A 19,923-nucleotide genomic window follows, 5' to 3' on the forward strand; every position below is an offset into this window, starting at 1 on the left:
TAGCGGTGTGGGAAACATCATCCCATGAAAATATTCGCGGGGAGGAGTGCAAGGGCGTAGCTATTTCTCTCGAGCCTTTTCGCAATTTAATCAAAAAATGGAAAGGTTGTAATCAAAGAATGTGACAGGGTGCAATTTAACACAATGAAATAAATCAACTTGTTTGCAAAAAATAAGCGTTTCTCTAAATTTGGTGAGGCATTGGTGAATGTTAACGATGTGAGTGAATCAATAGCATCGGACAGAATTCTGGTATCAGTTTTATTCATTGCTTATGAGAGAAAGAAAGTCATGCTTATCCCATCGAAACTCAGTCGCCCACTTCGTCTCCATAATATGGTTATGCGGGAGCGTCTGCTAGAAAAGTTCATTAACGCACAGGGTTATCGGCTGGTGTTGGTAACCAGTCCTGCGGGGTATGGTAAAACCACTCTGATGTCACAGTGGGCAGCTGGGCAGGATAATCTGGGATGGTACTCTCTTGATGACAGCGACAATCAACCGGAGCGTTTTGCCAGTTATTTGATTGCGGCTATTCAGCAGGCAACTCAGGGGCATTGTGTGAAAAGTGAGGTATTGGCCCAAAAGCATCAATATGCCAATTTACCTGCGCTGTTTTCTCAATTGTTTATTGAACTCAACGAATGGCAGTCGCCTATTTTTCTGGTGATTGATGATTATCATTTGGTCGAGAATGGTCTTATTCATGAAGCGATGCGTTTTTTCCTCCGCCACCAGCCAGAAAATTTGACGTTAATAATTCTATCGCGTCACTTGCCATCGTTGGGTATTGCTAATCTACGGGTGCGTGAACAGTTATTGGAGATTGATAGTCAGCAGTTGGCTTTCGATTATCAAGAAACTGAGCAATTTTTTGCCAAACGGCTGACACTCCCACTGGATGCTGATAACTGCAAACAGCTATGCAATGACGTCGCGGGGTGGGCGACTGCGTTACAGCTTATTGCGCTTTCCGCCCGTCAGTCGGGTAATACCGCTGAAATGTCAGCAAAACGTCTTTCGGGGATAAATGCCAGCCATCTTGCGGATTATCTTGTAGATGAGGTTTTAAATCGGGTAGATCAGGCAACACGAGATTTTTTGTTACATAGTTCTATCTTGCGTTCTATGAATGATGGCCTGATTGTTTGCCTGACGGGCGAAGAAAATGGTCAGCAGCGGCTTGAAGATATCGAACGTCAGGGGTTATTTATCCAACGGATGGATGATTCTGGTGAATGGTTTTGTTTTCACCCTTTATTTGCGTCATTCCTGCGTCAACGTTGCCAGTGGGAAATGGCTGCAAAATTACCCGAATTACACAGAGCAGCAGTGAAAGGGTGGTTGATGCAGGGATATCCGGGGGAGGCCATTCATCATGCCCTTGCTGCTGGAGATACGGTGTTGTTACGGGATATTTTACTTCAACACGCTTGGGAGTTGTTCAACCACAGCAAATTATCCCTGCTGGAAGAGTGCATGAATGCCCTGCCATATGAACAATTGTTGGAAAGTCCGCGCCTGGTGTTGTTACAAGCATGGTTGGCACAGAGTCAGCATCGTCACTATGAAGTGAATGCGTTATTGAATCAGGCCGAGCGATCACTGAAACAGAAGAAGATAGTTATTGAAGCCGAGTTGTTGGCGGAGTTTGATGCCCTGCGGGCTCAAGTGGCGATCAATGATGGGCGGCCGGAAGATGCGGATACGTTGGCTGAGAAGGCGTTGGCGACTTTGTTGCCCGACAATCAATATGGTCGGATTGTGGCAATGTCAGTGAAGGGAGAGGTATTGCACTGTAATGGGCACTTGAGTAGTGCATTGGCGATGATGAAGCAAACGGAGCAGCTTGCCCGCCTGTGTCATGTTTATCACTATGCTTTGTGGGCGCTGTTGCAACAAAGTGAGATTTTATTAGCACAGGGTTATTTACAGGCTGCCTATGACACTCAAACCCATGCTTTTGATTTGATCCGTGAACAGCATCTGGAACAGTTACCCATGCACGAATTTCTGTTGAGGATCCGTTCTCAGCTTTTGTGGTGTTGGGCTCGCATTGATGAGGCTGAAGATGCGGCACGTCGGGGATTGGCAGTGTTATCTAATTTCCAGCCACAGCAGCAATTGCAATGTCTGACGCAGTTGGCGAAATGTTCTCTTATCCGTGGAGATATTGATAATGCCCGCCGTTACTTGTCTCGCTGTGAAAACTTGCTGAGCAATGGGCATTACCATCGTGATTGGCGGACTAATACCGATAAATTACGCGTCATCATTTGGCAGAATCTGGAGGATAGCAGTTCGGTGAACCAATGGCTGATGCAGGCAGAACGGCCTGAAAGCTTCTGTAACCATTTCAATCAAAATCAATGGCGTAATATTGCCCGAGCCCAAATCATGTTGGGTCAGTATGAGGAAGCAGAATCTATCTTGATGAATTTGAATGAATACGCGAGAGATTTGGCGCTGGTCAGTGATTTAAACCGTAATCTTCTGTTATGTAATTTGCTTTATTGCCAGCTTGGGCGCAAGGCTCAAGCACAGGATGTTTTAATGGAGGCATTAAGTTTGGCCAATCGTACGGGGTTCATCAGCCATTTTGTACTTGAAGGAGAATTGATGGCTTTGCAACTGCGCCAACTTATTCAGCTCAATATTTTGTCTGAAATGGAACAGTATCGGGCACAGCGTATCCTGCGGGAAATCAACCGACAGCATCGGCATAAATTCGCTCATTTTGATGAAATTTTTGTTGAGCAGTTGCTTACACATCCCGATGTGCCGGAACTTATTCGCAATAGCCCACTAACTCAGCGTGAATGGCAGGTATTGGGTTTGATTTATTCTGGTTACAGCAACGAGCAGATTGCTACAGAGTTAGAGGTGGCAGCAACTACCATCAAAACTCATATACGAAATTTATATCAGAAAATGGGAATAACGCACCGGCAGGAAGCTATTCAGCAAGCACAGTATTTAATGCAAATGATTGGATTACGGGTTTAATTATTATTTTTTAGCTAAAAAATAAATTTTAAATCTATAAATGAATATAAATAAATAGAGGTATAAATTAAAAATATTAAATGAATTTAAAAATACTTCATTTGATGTTTTTTCTTTGTAAACGAGAGTTCGAATTTGTTTGTATTTTGATCAGGTTGAGTTAACAACCAAATCATTATAAGTAGCAGCGCTAAGTACTGGTGTGTTATCTCAGGTTTTTCATATTTTGTTGTTATTGTTATGATATTTATTCCATAAATAAATAACTAATCAGTGTTAGAAATACAAGCTAACAAGTTGAATATTAAATTTAAAATGCCTTTATATTGCCAAATGTTGAAACATAGAACGAAATTGTTCCATTTCTTTAATTAAGAAGGTGGGTGATTTTTATTAACCTATTGTTATTAATGTTGTTAGTGTTGTTTTGTGGTAGATTGAGACGTTAATCGAGCTTGTTTATAAAAAATAAACTCCTACTTCTTTTGCACTAATACATATGGATTGCTCTATAGTATTTCTGGTAGCATTGTTTTTGACATGATGGGTTGAGTAATGTTTTTGTCTTGAAAACAAGAATGCCCAATCATCTTGCCGCTCAAATATCCCTGCTAAATTTATATATTTCCTAATCCTAAATTGGATTGGGTTTTATTTCTCTGTGGTTTGTGTGTTGTTCATTTTTTATATAGTTAATTATAGTGAGTCATTATGGAAAATAAATATCATTTTGAAGACATGCTTTCTCGTTATATCGGTCAAGGCCCTTATTTGCTCATTGATGGCGAAAAAAATATTGATGCAGCATCGGGAACATTTAATTTGCCACTTGGTTATACTAATCAAAGGATTGCCGATAAATTAAAAAAACAGATTGATAGATGTACACATTTGAGTTCTGCCTATACACAGGAAATGTCACAGTATATTTTGGATAAATTGGTTAAATATACGCCTGAAGGTATCGATAGTATTTGGTTACGGGATGTTTCTGGTTCGGGTGCGGTTGAATGTGCTATTCGTATAGCCCAAAAAGCGACAGGACGTTCTGGTGTTGTCTCGTTCTTCCTTGCCCATCACGGCCAATCTCTTGCTACAGCACAGATTTCTGGTAATGCATTCCGGCTTAAAAATTTTCATATCAACATAGATGGCTCCATAAAAATTCCTGCTCCTGCCAGTGTCACGTCTGAGTCGGAATCTCAGGAAGGCACAACCCAATATGTCGATCTGGAACAGTTCATTCAATTGGGGTCTAGCGACAATATTGCATGTCTGATTATTGAACCGATTCAGGGCAATGGTGGAAACATTGTTTTCCCTGTGGAGTTTTACCGCAAAATCAGGGAAATTTGTCATCAGCATGGCATTGTTATTATTGCAGATGAAGTACAGACAGGGTTTGGTCGTACTGGTACGTTCTTTGCTTCGAACGGTTATGCCAAGGAGTTAGAACCCGATATCATCGTGTTTGCTAAAGGTGCCGGTGGAATTGGTATTCCGACTGCGGGTGTGCTTATGCGCAGTTCATTGGATGTATTGGAATCATTCGAACATTCCAGTACTTCAGGTGCTAATCCTCTGTCATTGGTCGCGCTCAATGAAGTCATCGATATCATTGAAGATGATCATCTTCTGGAAAACGTACAGCAAAATGAAGCTTTCCTGCGTGATGGGTTACTGAATTTACAACATAAATATCCCGAAATCACGGGGGTCAGGGGGGTGGGTTATATGTTCGGTTTTGATACTCCAACCCCAGAATTTGCAGCGAAAGTCATTGCAACCGCCAGCACTCATAAACTTATCTTGCGTGGTTCCCGTTATGGCAAGGGACGAGCACTTAAAGTAAGACCCCCTTTAATCTGTACACAGGAACACTTGAGTGAAATCCTCCATAAATTGGATCTGACTTTTGCTGAACTGACAATTTCATCTCAGAGTCATCAGGAGGTTGCATAATGAAAGCACTCAAATTTAATCAGATATGGGATGTTGAGATCCAAGAAGTTGAACCATTGCACTGTATTGAGCCGGATGATGTTGTGGTCGATATCGCAGTATGTGGGATTTGTGGTACTGATGTAGGGATTATCACTGGCTCTTATCCTGTAGCAGTGCCGGGAACTACATTAGGTCATGAAACTACTGGTGTTGTAGCGCAAGTTGGCAGCGGTGTCACTCGTTTTCAAATTGGTGATCGTGTTGTCATTAATCCAACATACTCTTGTGGGCATTGCCGGATGTGTCAGACAGGCAATCTGAACCACTGTGAGATGAAGTTAGGTACAGAAGCGGGCGTTTCCTACGATGGTGCGTTTGCTGAGCAATATTTGGCAAAAGAGGGTTATCTGATCAAACTCGCTGATCATGTCAGTATGGAAGCTGCATCATTGACAGAGCCATTAAGCTGCACACTGACCGGAGTGGATAAACTCGGGATCACCCATACGAATATTCGTGCAGCGGTGGCAGGCTCTGGGCCAATGGGGATGCTGTATCTTTGGGCGCTGCATGAACGGGGAGTTAATGCGTTCATGATCGAAAAAAATCCGAATCGAGTCCAGTTTGCCAGTCAGAACTTGCCTGCGGAATGTCGGTTATATACTGATTTTGCCGAAGCTCTGGTAAAGGAATACGGTGATCAAGCGGCTTTAATTGATTTATGTGTCGATACCACAGGGCAGTTAACCGAATATGTTTTCGACCATTTGGCGCCGGGCGGTAAGTTGTTAAATGTCGCTTTAAAAGATAAACATGCCAGCCTCGATATACTGAAAATTGCAGATAAAAGTCTTTCTGTCATTGGTTCGATCGATTCCTTGAACAACAGTTTTGAGCGTGCTTACGCCATGATCCGTGATCGTGTGATCCCCGCAGATCGTTTGGTTAGTCAGGTCTTTGATTTTGAAGATTATCAGCAGGCATTTCTCACCGTGGGTTGTGATATTGCGGCTAAAACACAGATACCACTGAGTACACCAAACTGTAAGGTGTTGCTCCGTCTGTCTGATCTTAAGTAATGGAATATTTATGATGGGTAAATTCAATGTTATTTTTGATATCGACGGGGTCATTGTCGACAGTGAGCAGCTACACTTTGATGTGCTGCGTGAACTGGCACCTGACTACACGCACGATATTCAGCCACAACAATTGATTGGTTTGAGCTTGGTGGAAACACTGGATGCGATCGGTGTTCCATCACAGGCACAGCAAAGCATTACCGACAGGATCATATCGGTGTATCAGGATAAATTATCTGCTGGTTATTTACGGCCGGGAGTTGCTGATCTTATAGCTGCCTTGCAGAAAAATAGAATTGCGTTTGGGTTTGTTTCTACAGCCCCGCGTGAAGTTTGTCTGGCGAATCTGGGGTTATTGAATTTGGTTGACGAACCTGCGCTGATTTCTGGTGATGATGTTGAACGAACCAAGCCTTTTCCTGATCCCTATCTGGCAATGCTGGAACTGAAAATGATGGATGTTCGGAAAACCTTGGTGATTGAAGATACTGATTTGGGAATTATGGCGGCAAAACAAGCTAATATTCCACAAATATATGCTTGGCCTCATTCCTTGTCAGTAGCAGAACAATATGAGCAAGCGACGAAAGTCATTAAGGCGCTGGGGGAGATACCTCAATTTTCCGAGCTGGAAAAAACCATAGCGGTGTAACGTAGATAAAAAGTGTGATGGAGGCAGTGCGTGTCTGAGGAATGTAGAGTTTCATTGGTAAAACAGCCTGTGATGGCAACAAAGGTAGCTTTTTTAATTGCGGGTTTTAGTATGGCAAGTTGGGCGCCACTGATCCCGCTAGTGAAAGAACGATTATTACTTGATAACGGTGCCATGGGGCTATTGATGTTGGCATTTGGCATAGGATCTTTCGTGATGATGCCTATTGCTGGGGTGTTGTCTGCCCGGTTTGGTTGCCGAAAGGTGTTTACCTTTTTTACCCTACTGGCAATTCTTATGCTGTCGGGATTGAGTATCTTACCGACACCTCCGACACTGGCCTGTGCGCTATTCATATTTGGAGCAGGAATTGGCGCAATGGATGTATCGGTCAATATCCACGCGGTCAATGTTGAGAAAAGAATACAACGTCCGATTATGTCAGGTTTTCATGCGTTGTTCAGTTTAGGCGGGATCGCGGGAGCTGGCTCGGTTAGTCTGTTACTGTTTATGGGAATATCCCCATTTTGGGTAATGGTGGGAGTGACATTATTTCTTATCCTATTGCTACTTCCTGTCTGGAATGGATTATTGGATGACTCAGACGCTGAGGATACCCCATTTTTTGCCTTACCTCGTGGTATTGTCATTCTGATTGGTTTTCTCTGTTTCATTGTTTATCTGATGGAAGGTTCCATGTTGGACTGGAGCGGGATCTTGCTGAGCAGCGTCCATAATATGGATAGCCATCAGGCAGGGTTGGGTTATACCTTGTTTGCTATTACCATGACATCCGGCCGGTTTTTTGGCGACAAAATAATTGCCGCATGTGGATACCGACGGGTTTTTCTGGGAAGCGCCATTTTGGCAACATCAGGTTTTATCCTGATTTATCTGGCATCCGGTGTGATTGCGTTGGTAGTAGCATTCTTGCTGATAGGAGCCGGGTTGTCTAATTTGGCTCCCATGTTTTTTACTGCATCGGGGCAGCAAAAAACCATGCCTGATTCACTGGCTGTTTCTGCCGTTTCTACGATGGGATATTCAGGTATCTTGCTTGGGCCGGCGATTATTGGCGGCTTAGCCCATCAGATAACGTTGCACGGTGCTTTTGCCTGTATTGCCCTGTTGTCGCTTTCATTATTAATGGGGTATTGGTTGATCAATCCTGCCAGAAAATAACAGAGGAAATATTGATGAATTTGCTGCATTGCCATTGGCTTAATGAACCTGCTTCGTGGAAGCATCAAGAAGATGAACTTCATGTGACGACGGATAATCAAACTGATTTCTGGCGTGATACTTGGTATGGGTTTCAGCGCCATAGTGGTCATATTTTTGGTTGCTATGTTGATGATTCTCTTATTGAAGGTGGGTTCACTTTTCAGCTCTGCATTGAAGGGGGTTTTGAGCAGTTATACGATCAGGCTGGCATGATGCTGTTGGTGGATGAACACCGTTGGTTGAAAGCCGGTATTGAGTATTCTGACGGGCAATCGACGATTGGCAGTGTGCTGACAGACCCTTATTCTGACTGGGCAATGGGAACTTTCTTAGGCAATCCAGATAAATTTTGGCTGCGTCTGACTTATCAGGAAGAGGCAATACGGTTGCAATATTCCATGGACGGTGTGACATGGCCACTCTTGCGGTTAGCTCCTTTTGTTATTGATAAACCCGGTAATCAGCCAGTGTTTGTCGGTGCTATGTGTTGTTCTCCTGAACGTGAAGGATTGCAGGTGAAATTCTCCGAATTCACATTGGTTTCATCGTTGAAAAAGCACCTGCATGATTTGAGTTAGTCGTTAAATCAAATTTCCAAACGAAGGTTTGATTCGATTTCTTTTATCTTATATCGATTATTATGGTGTGCGGTATAATGCTCATTAATGGCTTTTTTGCCTATTATGATCTTAATTCCGCACATTAAATAGATGCATTATCGCCCCAAATAATTGTCCCAATCCTTCCAAACTGGCTGTAAACCCGATTTCACCAAGGCTTTGGCCACCTGAAAAACAGAGCGATCATCATTGGGAGAAAATTGCTCCAATTCGTGATGATCATCGGCATAACCGCCCGGCTGGGTTTTGGAGCCTGCGCTGATGTTATTGATTGCAAGTGGTACAACGTGATCGCGGAAAAACGGGGATTCACGGGTGGAAAGAGAGAGCTCTACATCCGGTGCCAACAAGCGGAATGCACAAATCAGTTGTACCAATTCAGCTTCGCTCATCAACGAGGCGGGTTCAATTCCTCCTGCGCAGGGGCGTAGCCGTGGAAAGGAGATGGAATAACGGCTTTTCCAGAACTGCTTTTGCAGGAAGAAAAGATGCTCTGCGACCATATAGCAGTCGGTACGCCAATTGTGTGATAGCCCAATCAACGCACCTAGCCCAATTTTGTCGATCCCCGCTCGCCCAAGGCGTTCTGGCGTTTCCAATCGCCAGTGGAAATCTTGTTTTTTGCCTTTTAAATGGTGTAGTTGATAGCTGGGTTGATGGTAGGTCTCTTGATAGACCATCACGCCATCTAATCCCAGTATTTTCAGTTCAGCATATTCTCCTTGTGCCAATGGCTGGACTTCCATTGAGACAGAACTAAAGTGGCGGTGGATCAGAGGAAGATAGCGGCGAAAATAATCCATGCCAACTTTGTTTTGATGCTCTCCTGTCACCAGCAGAATATGTTCAAATCCCAGTTTTTTCAGCTCAAGGCATTCTGCTTCTATTTCCTGCTCATTGAGTGTCTTGCGTTTAATGTGATTACTCATGGAGAAACCACAATAAGTGCAGTCATTGGCACACAGATTGGAAAGATAGAGTGGGATAAAAAATCCCACGGTATTGCCGAACCGTTGGCGTGTCAGTTGCTGCGCACGTTGGGCTACCGGTTCAAGATAAGGCAGCGCTGCGGGAGAGAGTAACGCCATAAAATCATCCAGAGTTAGTCGATCGCTGCTTAGTGCATGTTTAATATTTTGTGGGGTTTTGCTGTTGATGCGTAGGGTGATGTCATCCCAATTGAGTTCCTGCCAGCGCTGGCGAAACGAATTGCTTGTCATAACGCCTCCAGAAAATCGGTCAGCGGGCTGGAAGCTTGAGCATGGGATTTCTGACTTGCCACACCAGCCTGATGAGACAATTCACCTGCTTCAATGGCGGTTTTGAATGCCTGTGCCATTTTTATAGGGTTGCGTGCAACGGCGATGGCGGTATTGACCAATACGGCATCTGCGCCCATTTCGATCGCCGCCAGAGCATGGCTTGGTGCGCCGATCCCGGCGTCCACAACAACGGGCACGTTGGCTTGTTCGATGATGATTTGCAGAAAATCGCGGGTGAGTAGCCCTTTGTTTGAACCAATCGGTGCGCCCAATGGCATGACAGCCGCACATCCCACTTCTTCTAATCGGCGGCACAAGACAGGGTCGGCACCACAATAGGGCAGGACGATAAATCCCTCTTTCACTAATTGCTCAGCCGCTTTCAATGTTTCAATCGGATCAGGTAGCAAGTATTTTACGTCGGGATGGATCTCTAATTTAACCCAATGAGTTCCTAGTGCTTCTCGTGCAAGGCGAGCGGCAAATATGGCTTCTTCTGCAGTTTTTGCCCCTGACGTATTTGGCAAGAGTTTGACACCGAGTTGTTGCAGCGGAGCAAGGATACCATCGTCTTTGCCGTGCAGATCGATGCGTTTCATAGCCATTGTCACTAATTGGCTGCCGGAAGCGCGAATGGCTTCAATCATCAATCCAGCATTGGCAAATTTGCCTGTTCCTGTAAACAAACGGGAATTAAAGGGGGTATCGGCGATTTTTAACATAATTAACCTCCAGCATCAGCCACCTGCAATGGCTTGAAACAGCAAAATATTGTCCCCGTCATTAATTTGATGGGTATGCCATTCTGAGCGCGGAATGATGGTCTGATTGATAGCCAAAGCGGTGCCTGCTTGAGTGTGTTGTACATGTTCCAGCAATTGCTGCACCGTCATAGGCGTATCCAATGTGAGTGGTTGGTCATTGACGATGATGTTCATGCGACTTCTTTTCCTGAACCAGTTATTCCTGAAACTGTCTGGTCTGCGAGGGCTTTCACGTTATCGGCTGGTATTGGCAATCTCCCACAAACAGGGCAATGGGATGATGAGGTTAGCTGTAATGTGCTCCAGCTCTGTTGTCTGCCATCAAACAGCCGTAATTTTCCACTTAAGGAAGAAGAAAGGCCCGACAGCATTTTGATGGCTTCCAGTGCTTGTAATGTGCCGATGACGCCAACAACTGGCCCCAAAACACCTGCAGTTCGACAATTGCGCTGAGGTTCTTCCTGATCGGGATAAAGGCAGGCATAACAGCCATGTTGGTAAGGGGGTTCGAATACCATAAGCTGCCCACTGAAACCGACCGCACTGCCACTGATAAGGGGTTTATTTTCGGCAACACAGGCGGCATTGATGGCGTGACGGGTTGCCATGTTATCGCAGCAATCCAATACCATATCGACTTGTCGAACAAGCTCTGCCAGTGAGCTTTGATCTTGTCGTTCGTGTATGACTGTGATGTTGATCAGAGGGTTGAGGTCTGTCAGTTGTTTTGCCGCCAATGTGGCTTTATTGGTGGGGACATCTGCTGTGCGATAGAGGATTTGTCGTTGCAGGTTTGAGATATGTAAATTGTCATCATCTGCAAGATAGAGATTTCCCACGCCTGCCGCCGCAAGATAGAGTGCGGCGGGTGAACCTAATCCACCTAATCCTACAACCAGCACCTTACTGGCCTTTAATTTTTCCTGTCCGTCAGGGCCAATATCTTCCAGTAATAATTGACGGCTATACCGCATAAATTCTTGATCGTTTAACATAAGAGCCTCCGATCATTTCTCTCAACCAAATTTCCTTCAATCAAATGAAGCAATCTGGCCGTTGCCTGCTGCCAGTCTTTCGCTTTTGTAATCGCACTGACCAGTGCCACGCTACCAACACCTGTTGCTACTACATCAGATACACGTTCCAGTGAAATACCGCCAATCGCGACGGTGGGGTAGTCTGGTGTGATCTCTACTTGATGTTTGAGCGCCTCCAGGCCCTGCGGTGATGAGGGCATCTCTTTAGTTGTCGTAGGGAAGATATGCCCCAATGCAATATAAGAAGGATGCAGTGATTTCGCCCGTGCCAGTTCTTGCGGGTCGTGGGTGGAAATGCCCAGACGCAACCCCGCCTGCTGGATAGCATTGAGGTCGGCGATATCCAGATCTTCCTGCCCCAAATGCACCCCATAGGCTTGGTGTTTGACCGCGAGGCGCCAATAATCGTTGATAAACAAATGGGCGTTGTATTGACGGCCGAGTGCAATGGCGGATTGAATATCTTTCTCTACCTGTTCTTCAGGCTTATCTTTGATGCGCAATTGCAGGGTTCTGACGCCCGTCTCCAGTAATCGTTCAATCCACATCAGGGAATCCACGACAGGATAAAGCCCCAACCGATGTGCAGTGGGTGCAAAAGGCGCCTGTGGAATAGAGATGTTGTTAGCTTCATGCTGATTAGTTTTACGCTGATTTTTCATCATTGATATCCTCAGCGCTGTGATATAGCTCACTGCCACGGGCACGAAACGCTTCGGACATATGTTCCATGCCCGCTTCTTGCTCCAGTTTTGCTGCGTAATCACGAACGTCTTGCGTAATCTTCATTGAGCAGAATTTTGGCCCACACATGGAGCAGAAATGGGCGATTTTGCCGGATTCTTGTGGTAAGGCCTCATCGTGATAGGCACGAGCGGTATCAGGATCGAGCGCCAGATTGAATTGGTCTTCCCAACGGAATTCAAAACGCGCTTTCGACATGGCATTGTCACGGATTTGAGCACCGGGATGGCCTTTAGCCAGGTCAGCAGCATGTGCTGCGATTTTGTAAGTGATCAATCCTTGTTTTACATCTTCTTTATTGGGTAAGCCAAGGTGTTCTTTGGGCGTGACGTAGCACAGCATGGCACAGCCAAACCAGCCAATCATGGCAGCACCAATACCCGAGGTGAAATGATCATAACCGGGGGCGATATCGGTTGTCAGAGGGCCTAATGTGTAGAACGGGGCTTCGTGACAATGCTCCAGTTCTTCCGTCATATTGCGGCGGATTAATTGCATCGGGATATGTCCCGGCCCTTCGATCATCACCTGAACATCGTATTCCCACGAGATTTTTGTCAGCTCGCCGAGGGTATGCAATTCGGAAAATTGGGCTTCATCATTGGCATCCTGAATGGAGCCAGGGCGTAATCCGTCACCCAACGAGAGAGAAACATCATAGGCAGCACAGATTTCACAAATTTCACGGAAGTGGATGTAGAGGAAGTTTTCCTGATGATGGGAAAGACACCATTTCGCCATAATTGAGCCACCACGGGAGACGATACCTGTCAAACGTTTGGCAGTCATCGGCACATAACGCAGCAGTACACCCGCATGGATAGTAAAGTAATCGACGCCTTGCTCGGCTTGTTCCAGCAAGGTATCGCGGAACATTTCCCATGTCAGGTTTTCTGCTATGCCATTCACTTTTTCCAGAGCCTGATAAATCGGGACTGTCCCAATGGGAACCGGGCTATTGCGCAGGATCCATTCGCGGGTTTCATGGATATAGCGTCCGGTCGAGAGATCCATTACGGTATCTGCACCCCAACGAGTAGACCAAATCAGTTTTTCGACTTCTTCTTCAATGGAGGAAGTGACAGAGGAGTTACCGATATTGGCGTTCACTTTCACCAAGAAGTTGCGGCCGATAATCATGGGTTCGGATTCTGGATGATTAATATTGGCAGGAATAATTGCGCGACCAGCGGCAATTTCCTGACGGACAAATTCTGATGTGATGTTTTCCGGTAAGTTGGCCCCGAAACTTTGTCCGGTATGTTGCTGGCGCAGGACTTCACTGCGAATACGCTCTCGCCCCATATTTTCGCGCAGTGCGATAAATTCCATTTCTGGTGTCACGATACCTTGGCGTGCATAGTGTAATTGTGTGACGCGCTTGCCCTGTTTGGCTTTGAGTGGGTGTGGGCGATGGTGAAATCGCAGGTGATCCAGCCCTGTATCGGCGAGGCGTTGTTGGGTAAAGCCGGAGCTGAGTATGGAGACAGGCTCGGTATCATTGCGTTCGTCAATCCACGGCTGGCGGATTTTATTCAATCCCGTCTGCACATCTAACTCGGAAGTGGGATCGCCATAAGGGCCGGAGGTGTCATAAACAGGCACGGGCTCATTTTCCTCAAACTGAGGTTGCTCTTTTGTGCCGCCAACCAGTGTGGGGGATAACTGAATTTCCCGCATCGGAACCTGAATATCCTGACGGGAACCTGCAAGATAAATGCGCTTTGAATTGGGAAACGCGACACCTTGAATGGAATTGATAAAATCCTGTGCGGCATCTCGCTGCGCTTTACGCGGCCTTGATGAATGGGATTTGGGTGAGATATCTGTTGCCGGGATAATAGAATGGGGAATAGTGGAGCTGGAAATAACAGTATTTGAAACAACGGTATTGTTGGACTTAGACATAGCAAATTCCTGACTGTGTTATCGCCTATTTCATTGCAGAACAGGCTTAAGTTGAGAAAATTGCTTGTCTGGAGCTCGCAGGGAGTAATGGTTGATGCTGGTGAGTATTTGTACATACTATTTGCGTAGATGTACGCTGATACTAACAGCGGGGGATTACTCTTGTTCCCTTCGCGGGTATTAGCCCGATCAGGTTCTGCGGATCCCGAATTAACGGTCTCAGCCTGCGTTTACTATGATCCAAAATATGCGATCTAAGGTAAATGCTAGGCACTCCGACAAGAAAAAAACACCTCAGAGTATAAAGGGGATTGTGAAAACTACAACCTAAAACTTGTACTCTTTAAGTGAGATTAAAATCCAATTGTAATCCCTGAGTTCAGCCCTGTACCACTTTGAGTGTCATACGTCATGGCAACTTTTATTTGAATATGTGGGCTAACGGTAAGAATAGAACCCACAGCTCCCGCAGCTTGCCCACGGTATGAGGCGATACCAAAACCAACTGAGAGTTTATTGCTATTTTTTGATGGAATGGCGGTTGCTGCCATTGCAGCAGAAATGCCTGCATTGATTCTTTTTTGTTGTTTATCAGCGTAGCGGTTCAATTGATCAAATTGGGTATCGACATAATAGTTTTTTGCCATTTTTTCAAACACTGTTTGGTAGTGGTTTTTTTGAGTATCGGTGTAGTGTATTGATTGTCTGGTGATACGCTGGAATCGTTTTTTGGCATCATCTTTTATCGGCAACAGAATATCATTGGTATGCTTATTGGCTTGTGTCTGTAAGGTATCGGTTTGTGTTTTGATCTTCTTGGGAAGGGCTGTTATTCCTGCTTCGACATAGATTTTTGACTGCGTTAAGGTATTGTCACGGCGATTATTTAGCTGTTTAATATTGATGATATGATTATCTTCAGTGCCTGTTTTAACGCCTGTTATCTGGCGTTGACCAATGTTCAGTTCATCTGCGCGTGTTGCTTTTGAATTTTCACCGAATGCGATTCCGCCATTGGTGCTGGATGAACCTGCGCCGAGGGTAATAGTATGATCTCCGTCGGCTTTGCCACCAATAGCAATGATTTCACTGCCAGCGATGCCTTTGGCATTTAATGCTACGGTATTCTTTAAGGTAGTGGCAGCGGTAGTACTAGTAGTTGCAATATTGTTATTGTGCCCAAAGATAATGCTGGAAGTTATTTCAGTCACAGTAGTACCAATCCCTGCATCACCGATTCCCCCCAAGATACTTTTATTCAAAGTTATTTGGGATAGAGGTTGGTTTTTGTCATCTTTGAATAATTTATTACTTTGAATAATAGTATTCTCGTGTCCTTTAATATAAGAGTCGGCTGCGTGATCAAGAGTGTTATTTGAGCCTAATACTTTATTTTTAACCGCGCTGATGAGGATGTTATTATCATTAATAATGGTATTTTTTTGGGAGTGAGTTAACTGATTTACACTACCATTGATACTATTTTCTTCAGAATCAGAGAGATAATTTTTATCACCATTAATGTCATTTTCATTGGAGTGTTCTAATCTATTCTCATTACCTATTATTTTTTTATTATCATCGGAATTGTCTAATATATTGTTATTACCCCGAATATTTTTGTTTCTATTGCCATTGATGTTGTTTCCTTTAGCATCAGAGAGATGATTTTTATCGCCCTGAACTTCGTTTTCGTTGGAGTGTGTTAATGTATTGTCATTACCTTTGATGTTTTTATTATCATTGGAATTAGCTAATGTATTGTTATCACCGCTGATGTTTTTGTTTCGATTGGAATGGGTCAACGTAGTGTTGTTGCCATTAATATTATTTTCGTCAGCGTTGGTTAAGTTGTTTTTATGTCCATTGATACTATTCCCTTTAGACTCGGAGAGGTGATTTTTATCGCCCTGAACTTCGTTTTCGTTGGAGTGTGTTAATGTATTGTCATTACCTTTGATGTTCTTATTATCATTGGAATTAGCTAATGTATTGTTATCACCGCTGATGTTTTTGTTTCGATTGGAATGGGTCAACTTAGTGTTGTTGCCATTAATTACATTTTTATTAGATAATTTAAAATTATTAGATGTATTGTGATCAATATTGGTTTTGTAATCGTAATTCATCTTAATAGTGTTATTGTTAGAATCGTTTAATGTGTTATGTCTGCTGGAAATTTCATTATCACTGGAATTAATTAAAGTGTTTAAAGAAATTCTTATAAAGTTATTATGACTATTATATAATGAATTTAAATGTGAAAAATACCACCACCCGTTGCTTTCAGTATTTTCATTAAGAAGGTAATAAATATCTTCTTCTAAACCAAGTGTGTTATTTTTTGAATTTTTTAGTTCGTTCCGTATAGAAAATAGTTTATTATCCCAAGAGTTTTCGAAAGTATTTGCATTATTTATTGGTGATATATTATTGTGTCCATCTTTCTCAAAACATAATGTTTGTTTCTCTCTGTGAATGACAGGAAGAGTTGTATCACAAGTTTGCCCTGCTGCTATAGGTGCTATAATTAAAGTTACTAAATAACGTATTTTCATTATTTCTCTTTTAACCTGTATTAGTTTGCACCAAATGACAAGCCTGCCGCTACGCCAACACCACCCAATGTATCAATGGCTGCATTAAAATGAGTCACGGTGTTTGTTGATGTATTCCATTCACCTCCAATGGCTAAAGCTCCCTGACCCCGAAAGGAACTTACTGCTATACCTGCTGATTTTTCATAACCAAATTTTTGCGGAATAGCTGACATAGCCATTGCACCACTAATGCCGGCATTGGCACGGTTATAATTGTGAGTCAGTTTGTTATTGAGCTGATTGTAGCGAGTATCATTATAATCCTTGGCGTATTTTAATGATTCATTAAAGGCGTTAGATACCATTTTATCAGTGTAATGTGTTGTTTCATTAATGGTGTTTTTTTCACGATCATTGACATATTTTCTGGCGTTACTGACGATTTTATTTGTGTGGTCGTTGATGTTTTGTTCCGTAGTATTTAAATGCTTATGGAGAGATTCACCTAATTCCCCGATAACTTTATCAGTGTGTTTGTTGGCATTTTCCAATGTATTTCTGACTGTTTTGTTTAACTGTCCGAAATTGACAGCATCAGTATTATCTGTTCCATCTTTAACGCCCGTTATTTGCCGATTACCAATGTTCATTTCATCGGCTCGTTCTGCCTTGGAGCCAGAACCAAAGGCGAGTCCTCCATTTTGGGATTCGCCACCGGCAACAGCCACACCATCTCCATTACTGACCGTACCAGAACCAATGACAATCCCTCTATTTGAATTTATTAGTTTGCTGTCATGACCAATGACAACCCCTTTAGTTGCATTGCCTAAGTCATTGTTTGCCCCGATGGCAACGGATTGATCCACAACATTCTGATTCGTGTTTGCCGTGACGCCAGAATTAAGGTTGATCTCTGCAAATGCTGGCGATATCGATATGATAGTACTAATAGCAACAGCTAAAATGGATTTAGTCATGATTCAAATATTCTCGATGAAAGTAGGTATAAACTAAATAATGGTTGTTTAATTGATGCAGTAGCGTGGTGTTAACAATTCTGAATCCCCCATGAGTTGATTTAAGGCATGCTTTTGCTATTTGATTTATGCTGGATAATCACTTATATAGTGACTAATCGTATTATCGTATTATGCATTTTTTTATATACGAAGAGAGAGTGTGTTAATTTAAGAATAATCTTATGTTGATATAAAATAAATAATTAATTCGTTTTAGGTTTTTAAAAATGTTTTTGAAGCTGTTACTTGTTGTATTTTAACTAATTATTATATGGGGTAAGCTTGGTTTTACGATGAAATGATATAAATCGTTTAATTAAACACGGTATTATTAATCAGTTAACAAAATGGCAGCGTGTTTAAAATAACTCAATTTAGTTTTATGGGCGGATAGGGTTTCTATTGTGACCTCATATTCACCCATGACATAGTTAACTGGCTTACAGCTACCGATTTCTGATCAACGTTTGTTATCAGAAATCTACCGGGAATATAATTCCCAATTTAACTGTTTCCAACCCTGTATTTCAGCTTCCGCTTGCAATTTCTTATCTGCGTTGATGGTAAATACCTCGTCAGCAAATAAACACATTGGAAAATCATTCATGGAATCGGTATAAAATGAAATATGCTGCGGCGATAAGTTCTGTTCTTCCAGCCATTGTTGCAAACGGGCAACTTTTCCTTCACGGAAGGTCGGCGTTCCTTGAATATTACCGGTATAGCAGCCATCTTTCATTTCCATATCAATGCCCATGGCAGTTTGTACACCAAATGCAGCAGAAATTTTCTTGACTACAAAAGACACGGTGGCAGAAATAATAATGATGGGAATGTTTTGCTGGCGGTAGAGGGCCAATTGTTTTTCGGCCGCAGGATAGAACAGTGGTTTGATTTTAGTTTCCACAAAATCTGTCAGCCAGATATCTATTTGTTCATGGGGAGTTTGGCTTAGCGCTTGTAAACTGAATGCCAGATATTCCTGCATATCGAGTTTTCCGGCACTGTAATCCGCCATCATTTTCTGGTCTGCTTCTATAAAGCGAGGATCGGTAATGATACCCTGTTCCCATAGGTAATTTGTCCAGAGTTGGCTGGAATCTCCGCAAATCAGTGTTTCATCCAGATCAAATACAGCGATTTGTTGTGACATTATTGTGATTCTCTATTTTGGGCGAGTATTCAGAAGTACAGTTAATATAACAAGACTAAAAACGAAAGAAGATAAAAAAGAGTATGCTTGGTTTGTGCTGATTTTGGGCAACATATTATGAGAGTAATCACCCAACCAATGGTGGAATGGATATAGATGATGCAACAAAAACTGACAGGTATGGAACGTGGCTGGTGGATTGTTAGTCTTGAAAACCAGGTTTGGCTACCGCAGGGAGAGTTACCATCAGGAACGGCGAATCAGTGGTCATTACAAGGCCAAACAGCGCAGCCCATTGGCGAGTGGCAGGGAGAAACGGTTTGGCTGATTCGTCATAAAATGACGTCAAATATGTCTTCTCCCCGTTTAATGGCTGCTCAGGGTACCAAATTATTTCAGATGGTCGGGCGCGGTGTCCAATTAGCTGAGTTTTATCGTTCACACCAATATTGCGGTTATTGCGGTCATGAAATGCAGCACAGCCAACGCGAATGGGCCTGTTTGTGCAGCCATTGCAAAGAGCGTTACTATCCACAAATTGCACCCAGCATTATCGTCGGTATTCGTCGTGATGATCATATTTTATTGGCGCAACACCAACGTCACCGTAATGGCATGCATACTGTACTGGCTGGATTTGTGGAAGTGGGGGAAACGCTGGAAGAAGCCGTCCATCGTGAAGTGATGGAAGAGAGTGGCATTAAGATCCGTAACTTGCGTTATGTTGCCTCACAACCGTGGCCTTTCCCAAATTCATTAATGACAGGATTTTTGGCCGATTATGATAGTGGTGAAATCAATCATGATCCTGTCGAACTGATCGGCGCAGATTGGTATCGCTACGATAAGCTTCCTTTGATTCCATCTCCTGATACAATTGCCCGCCGTCTGATTGAGGAAACGGTTGCATTATGTCGTCAGCAGTGATACCCGGTAATGCCAGTTTTACCGCGACCGCATAAAGC

Annotated in this window: 16 protein-coding genes and 1 riboswitch; of the genes, 7 read left to right on the plus strand and 9 right to left on the minus strand. The window is 43.4% G+C overall.

Going from position 1 to position 19,923, the window contains the following annotated elements:
- Positions 1-291 precede the first annotated feature (291 nt).
- The 6 genes from malT to Xhom_RS05260 all read left to right on the plus strand — a co-directional run bounded on the left by malT (position 292) and on the right by Xhom_RS05260 (position 8,486).
- Positions 292-3,006 (plus strand): HTH-type transcriptional regulator MalT, encoded by a 2,715-nt coding sequence (gene malT, locus Xhom_RS05235; protein WP_069318539.1) that lies wholly within the window; start codon positions 292-294, stop codon positions 3,004-3,006.
- A gap of 711 nt (positions 3,007-3,717) precedes the next feature.
- Entirely contained in the window at positions 3,718-4,968 is a 1,251-nt protein-coding gene (locus tag Xhom_RS05240) for a class-III pyridoxal-phosphate-dependent aminotransferase (RefSeq protein ID WP_069317709.1), read from the plus strand.
- Positions 4,968-6,029 carry a zinc-dependent alcohol dehydrogenase gene (locus tag Xhom_RS05245; RefSeq protein ID WP_069317710.1) on the plus strand — a complete coding sequence of 354 codons (1,062 nt, stop codon included), beginning with the start codon at positions 4,968-4,970 and terminating at the stop codon, positions 6,027-6,029. The genes Xhom_RS05240 and Xhom_RS05245 overlap by 1 nt, the downstream gene beginning before the upstream one ends.
- Before the next feature lie 13 nt (positions 6,030-6,042).
- Positions 6,043-6,684 (plus strand): HAD family hydrolase, encoded by a 642-nt coding sequence (locus tag Xhom_RS05250; protein ID WP_069318540.1) that lies wholly within the window; start codon positions 6,043-6,045, stop codon positions 6,682-6,684.
- A 72-nt stretch (positions 6,685-6,756) separates the two neighbouring features.
- Complete coding sequence (locus Xhom_RS05255; protein WP_198148789.1) at positions 6,757-7,866, plus strand: MFS transporter; 1,110 nt, start codon at positions 6,757-6,759, stop codon at positions 7,864-7,866.
- Between the two features lie 14 nt (positions 7,867-7,880).
- Entirely contained in the window at positions 7,881-8,486 is a 606-nt protein-coding gene (locus tag Xhom_RS05260; protein ID WP_069317712.1) for a DUF1349 domain-containing protein, read from the plus strand.
- Positions 8,487-8,623: 137 nt separating this feature from the next.
- On the opposite strand, the gene thiH is transcribed toward Xhom_RS05260, so the two are convergent.
- From thiH to Xhom_RS05305, 9 genes are all read right to left on the minus strand, one after another.
- On the minus strand, positions 8,624-9,748 hold the full coding sequence (thiH, locus tag Xhom_RS05265) for a 2-iminoacetate synthase ThiH (protein ID WP_069317713.1): 1,125 nt from the start codon (positions 9,746-9,748) through the stop codon (positions 8,624-8,626).
- The gene (locus Xhom_RS05270) at positions 9,745-10,512 is read right to left on the minus strand and encodes a thiazole synthase (protein WP_069317714.1); all 768 of its coding nucleotides are present in this window, start codon (positions 10,510-10,512) and stop codon (positions 9,745-9,747) included. Before Xhom_RS05270 ends, thiH begins: the two co-directional genes overlap by 4 nt.
- Positions 10,513-10,527: 15 nt before the next feature.
- A complete protein-coding gene (thiS, locus tag Xhom_RS05275; protein ID WP_069317715.1) occupies positions 10,528-10,728 on the minus strand; it encodes a sulfur carrier protein ThiS in 201 nt (66 codons plus the stop codon).
- Positions 10,725-11,549, minus strand: a complete 825-nt coding sequence (locus Xhom_RS05280; RefSeq protein ID WP_069317716.1) for a HesA/MoeB/ThiF family protein — start codon at positions 11,547-11,549, stop codon at positions 10,725-10,727. Before Xhom_RS05280 ends, thiS begins: the two co-directional genes overlap by 4 nt.
- The gene (thiE, locus tag Xhom_RS05285) at positions 11,543-12,253 is read right to left on the minus strand and encodes a thiamine phosphate synthase (RefSeq protein WP_069317717.1); all 711 of its coding nucleotides are present in this window, start codon (positions 12,251-12,253) and stop codon (positions 11,543-11,545) included. The genes Xhom_RS05280 and thiE overlap by 7 nt, the downstream gene beginning before the upstream one ends.
- Positions 12,237-14,243 carry a phosphomethylpyrimidine synthase ThiC gene (gene thiC, locus Xhom_RS05290; protein WP_418384786.1) on the minus strand — a complete coding sequence of 669 codons (2,007 nt, stop codon included), beginning with the start codon at positions 14,241-14,243 and terminating at the stop codon, positions 12,237-12,239. Before thiC ends, thiE begins: the two co-directional genes overlap by 17 nt.
- Positions 14,244-14,392: 149 nt before the next feature.
- Positions 14,393-14,531, minus strand: a riboswitch (TPP riboswitch).
- Between the two features lie 65 nt (positions 14,532-14,596).
- Complete coding sequence (locus Xhom_RS05295; RefSeq protein ID WP_069317718.1) at positions 14,597-16,801, minus strand: YadA-like family protein; 2,205 nt, start codon at positions 16,799-16,801, stop codon at positions 14,597-14,599.
- A 20-nt stretch (positions 16,802-16,821) separates the two neighbouring features.
- On the minus strand, positions 16,822-17,763 hold the full coding sequence (locus Xhom_RS05300) for a YadA-like family protein (protein ID WP_069317719.1): 942 nt from the start codon (positions 17,761-17,763) through the stop codon (positions 16,822-16,824).
- Between the two features lie 523 nt (positions 17,764-18,286).
- The gene (locus Xhom_RS05305) at positions 18,287-18,958 is read right to left on the minus strand and encodes an HAD family hydrolase (protein WP_069317720.1); all 672 of its coding nucleotides are present in this window, start codon (positions 18,956-18,958) and stop codon (positions 18,287-18,289) included.
- 159 nt (positions 18,959-19,117) lie between these two features.
- On the opposite strand from Xhom_RS05305, the gene nudC reads away from it, so the two are divergent.
- A complete protein-coding gene (gene nudC / locus Xhom_RS05310; RefSeq protein WP_069317721.1) occupies positions 19,118-19,885 on the plus strand; it encodes an NAD(+) diphosphatase in 768 nt (255 codons plus the stop codon).
- Positions 19,886-19,923: the final 38 nt, after the last annotated feature.

Origin of the sequence: Xenorhabdus hominickii, from assembly GCF_002632725.1 — a bacterium.
In the GTDB taxonomy this organism is placed as follows: domain Bacteria; phylum Pseudomonadota; class Gammaproteobacteria; order Enterobacterales; family Enterobacteriaceae; genus Xenorhabdus; species Xenorhabdus hominickii.

Coding starts and splice junctions, on each gene's coding strand:
- malT (WP_069318539.1), top strand. CDS start 292: ATGCTTATCCCATCGAAACTCAGTCGCCCACTTCGTCTCCATAATATG.
- Xhom_RS05240 (WP_069317709.1), top strand. CDS start 3,718: ATGGAAAATAAATATCATTTTGAAGACATGCTTTCTCGTTATATCGGT.
- Xhom_RS05245 (WP_069317710.1), top strand. CDS start 4,968: ATGAAAGCACTCAAATTTAATCAGATATGGGATGTTGAGATCCAAGAA.
- Xhom_RS05250 (WP_069318540.1), top strand. CDS start 6,043: ATGGGTAAATTCAATGTTATTTTTGATATCGACGGGGTCATTGTCGAC.
- Xhom_RS05255 (WP_198148789.1), top strand. CDS start 6,757: ATGGCAACAAAGGTAGCTTTTTTAATTGCGGGTTTTAGTATGGCAAGT.
- Xhom_RS05260 (WP_069317712.1), top strand. CDS start 7,881: ATGAATTTGCTGCATTGCCATTGGCTTAATGAACCTGCTTCGTGGAAG.
- thiH (WP_069317713.1), bottom strand. CDS start 9,748: ATGACAAGCAATTCGTTTCGCCAGCGCTGGCAGGAACTCAATTGGGAT.
- Xhom_RS05270 (WP_069317714.1), bottom strand. CDS start 10,512: ATGTTAAAAATCGCCGATACCCCCTTTAATTCCCGTTTGTTTACAGGA.
- thiS (WP_069317715.1), bottom strand. CDS start 10,728: ATGAACATCATCGTCAATGACCAACCACTCACATTGGATACGCCTATG.
- Xhom_RS05280 (WP_069317716.1), bottom strand. CDS start 11,549: ATGTTAAACGATCAAGAATTTATGCGGTATAGCCGTCAATTATTACTG.
- thiE (WP_069317717.1), bottom strand. CDS start 12,253: ATGAAAAATCAGCGTAAAACTAATCAGCATGAAGCTAACAACATCTCT.
- thiC (WP_418384786.1), bottom strand. CDS start 14,243: ATGTCTAAGTCCAACAATACCGTTGTTTCAAATACTGTTATTTCCAGC.
- Xhom_RS05295 (WP_069317718.1), bottom strand. CDS start 16,801: ATGAAAATACGTTATTTAGTAACTTTAATTATAGCACCTATAGCAGCA.
- Xhom_RS05300 (WP_069317719.1), bottom strand. CDS start 17,763: ATGACTAAATCCATTTTAGCTGTTGCTATTAGTACTATCATATCGATA.
- Xhom_RS05305 (WP_069317720.1), bottom strand. CDS start 18,958: ATGTCACAACAAATCGCTGTATTTGATCTGGATGAAACACTGATTTGC.
- nudC (WP_069317721.1), top strand. CDS start 19,118: ATGCAACAAAAACTGACAGGTATGGAACGTGGCTGGTGGATTGTTAGT.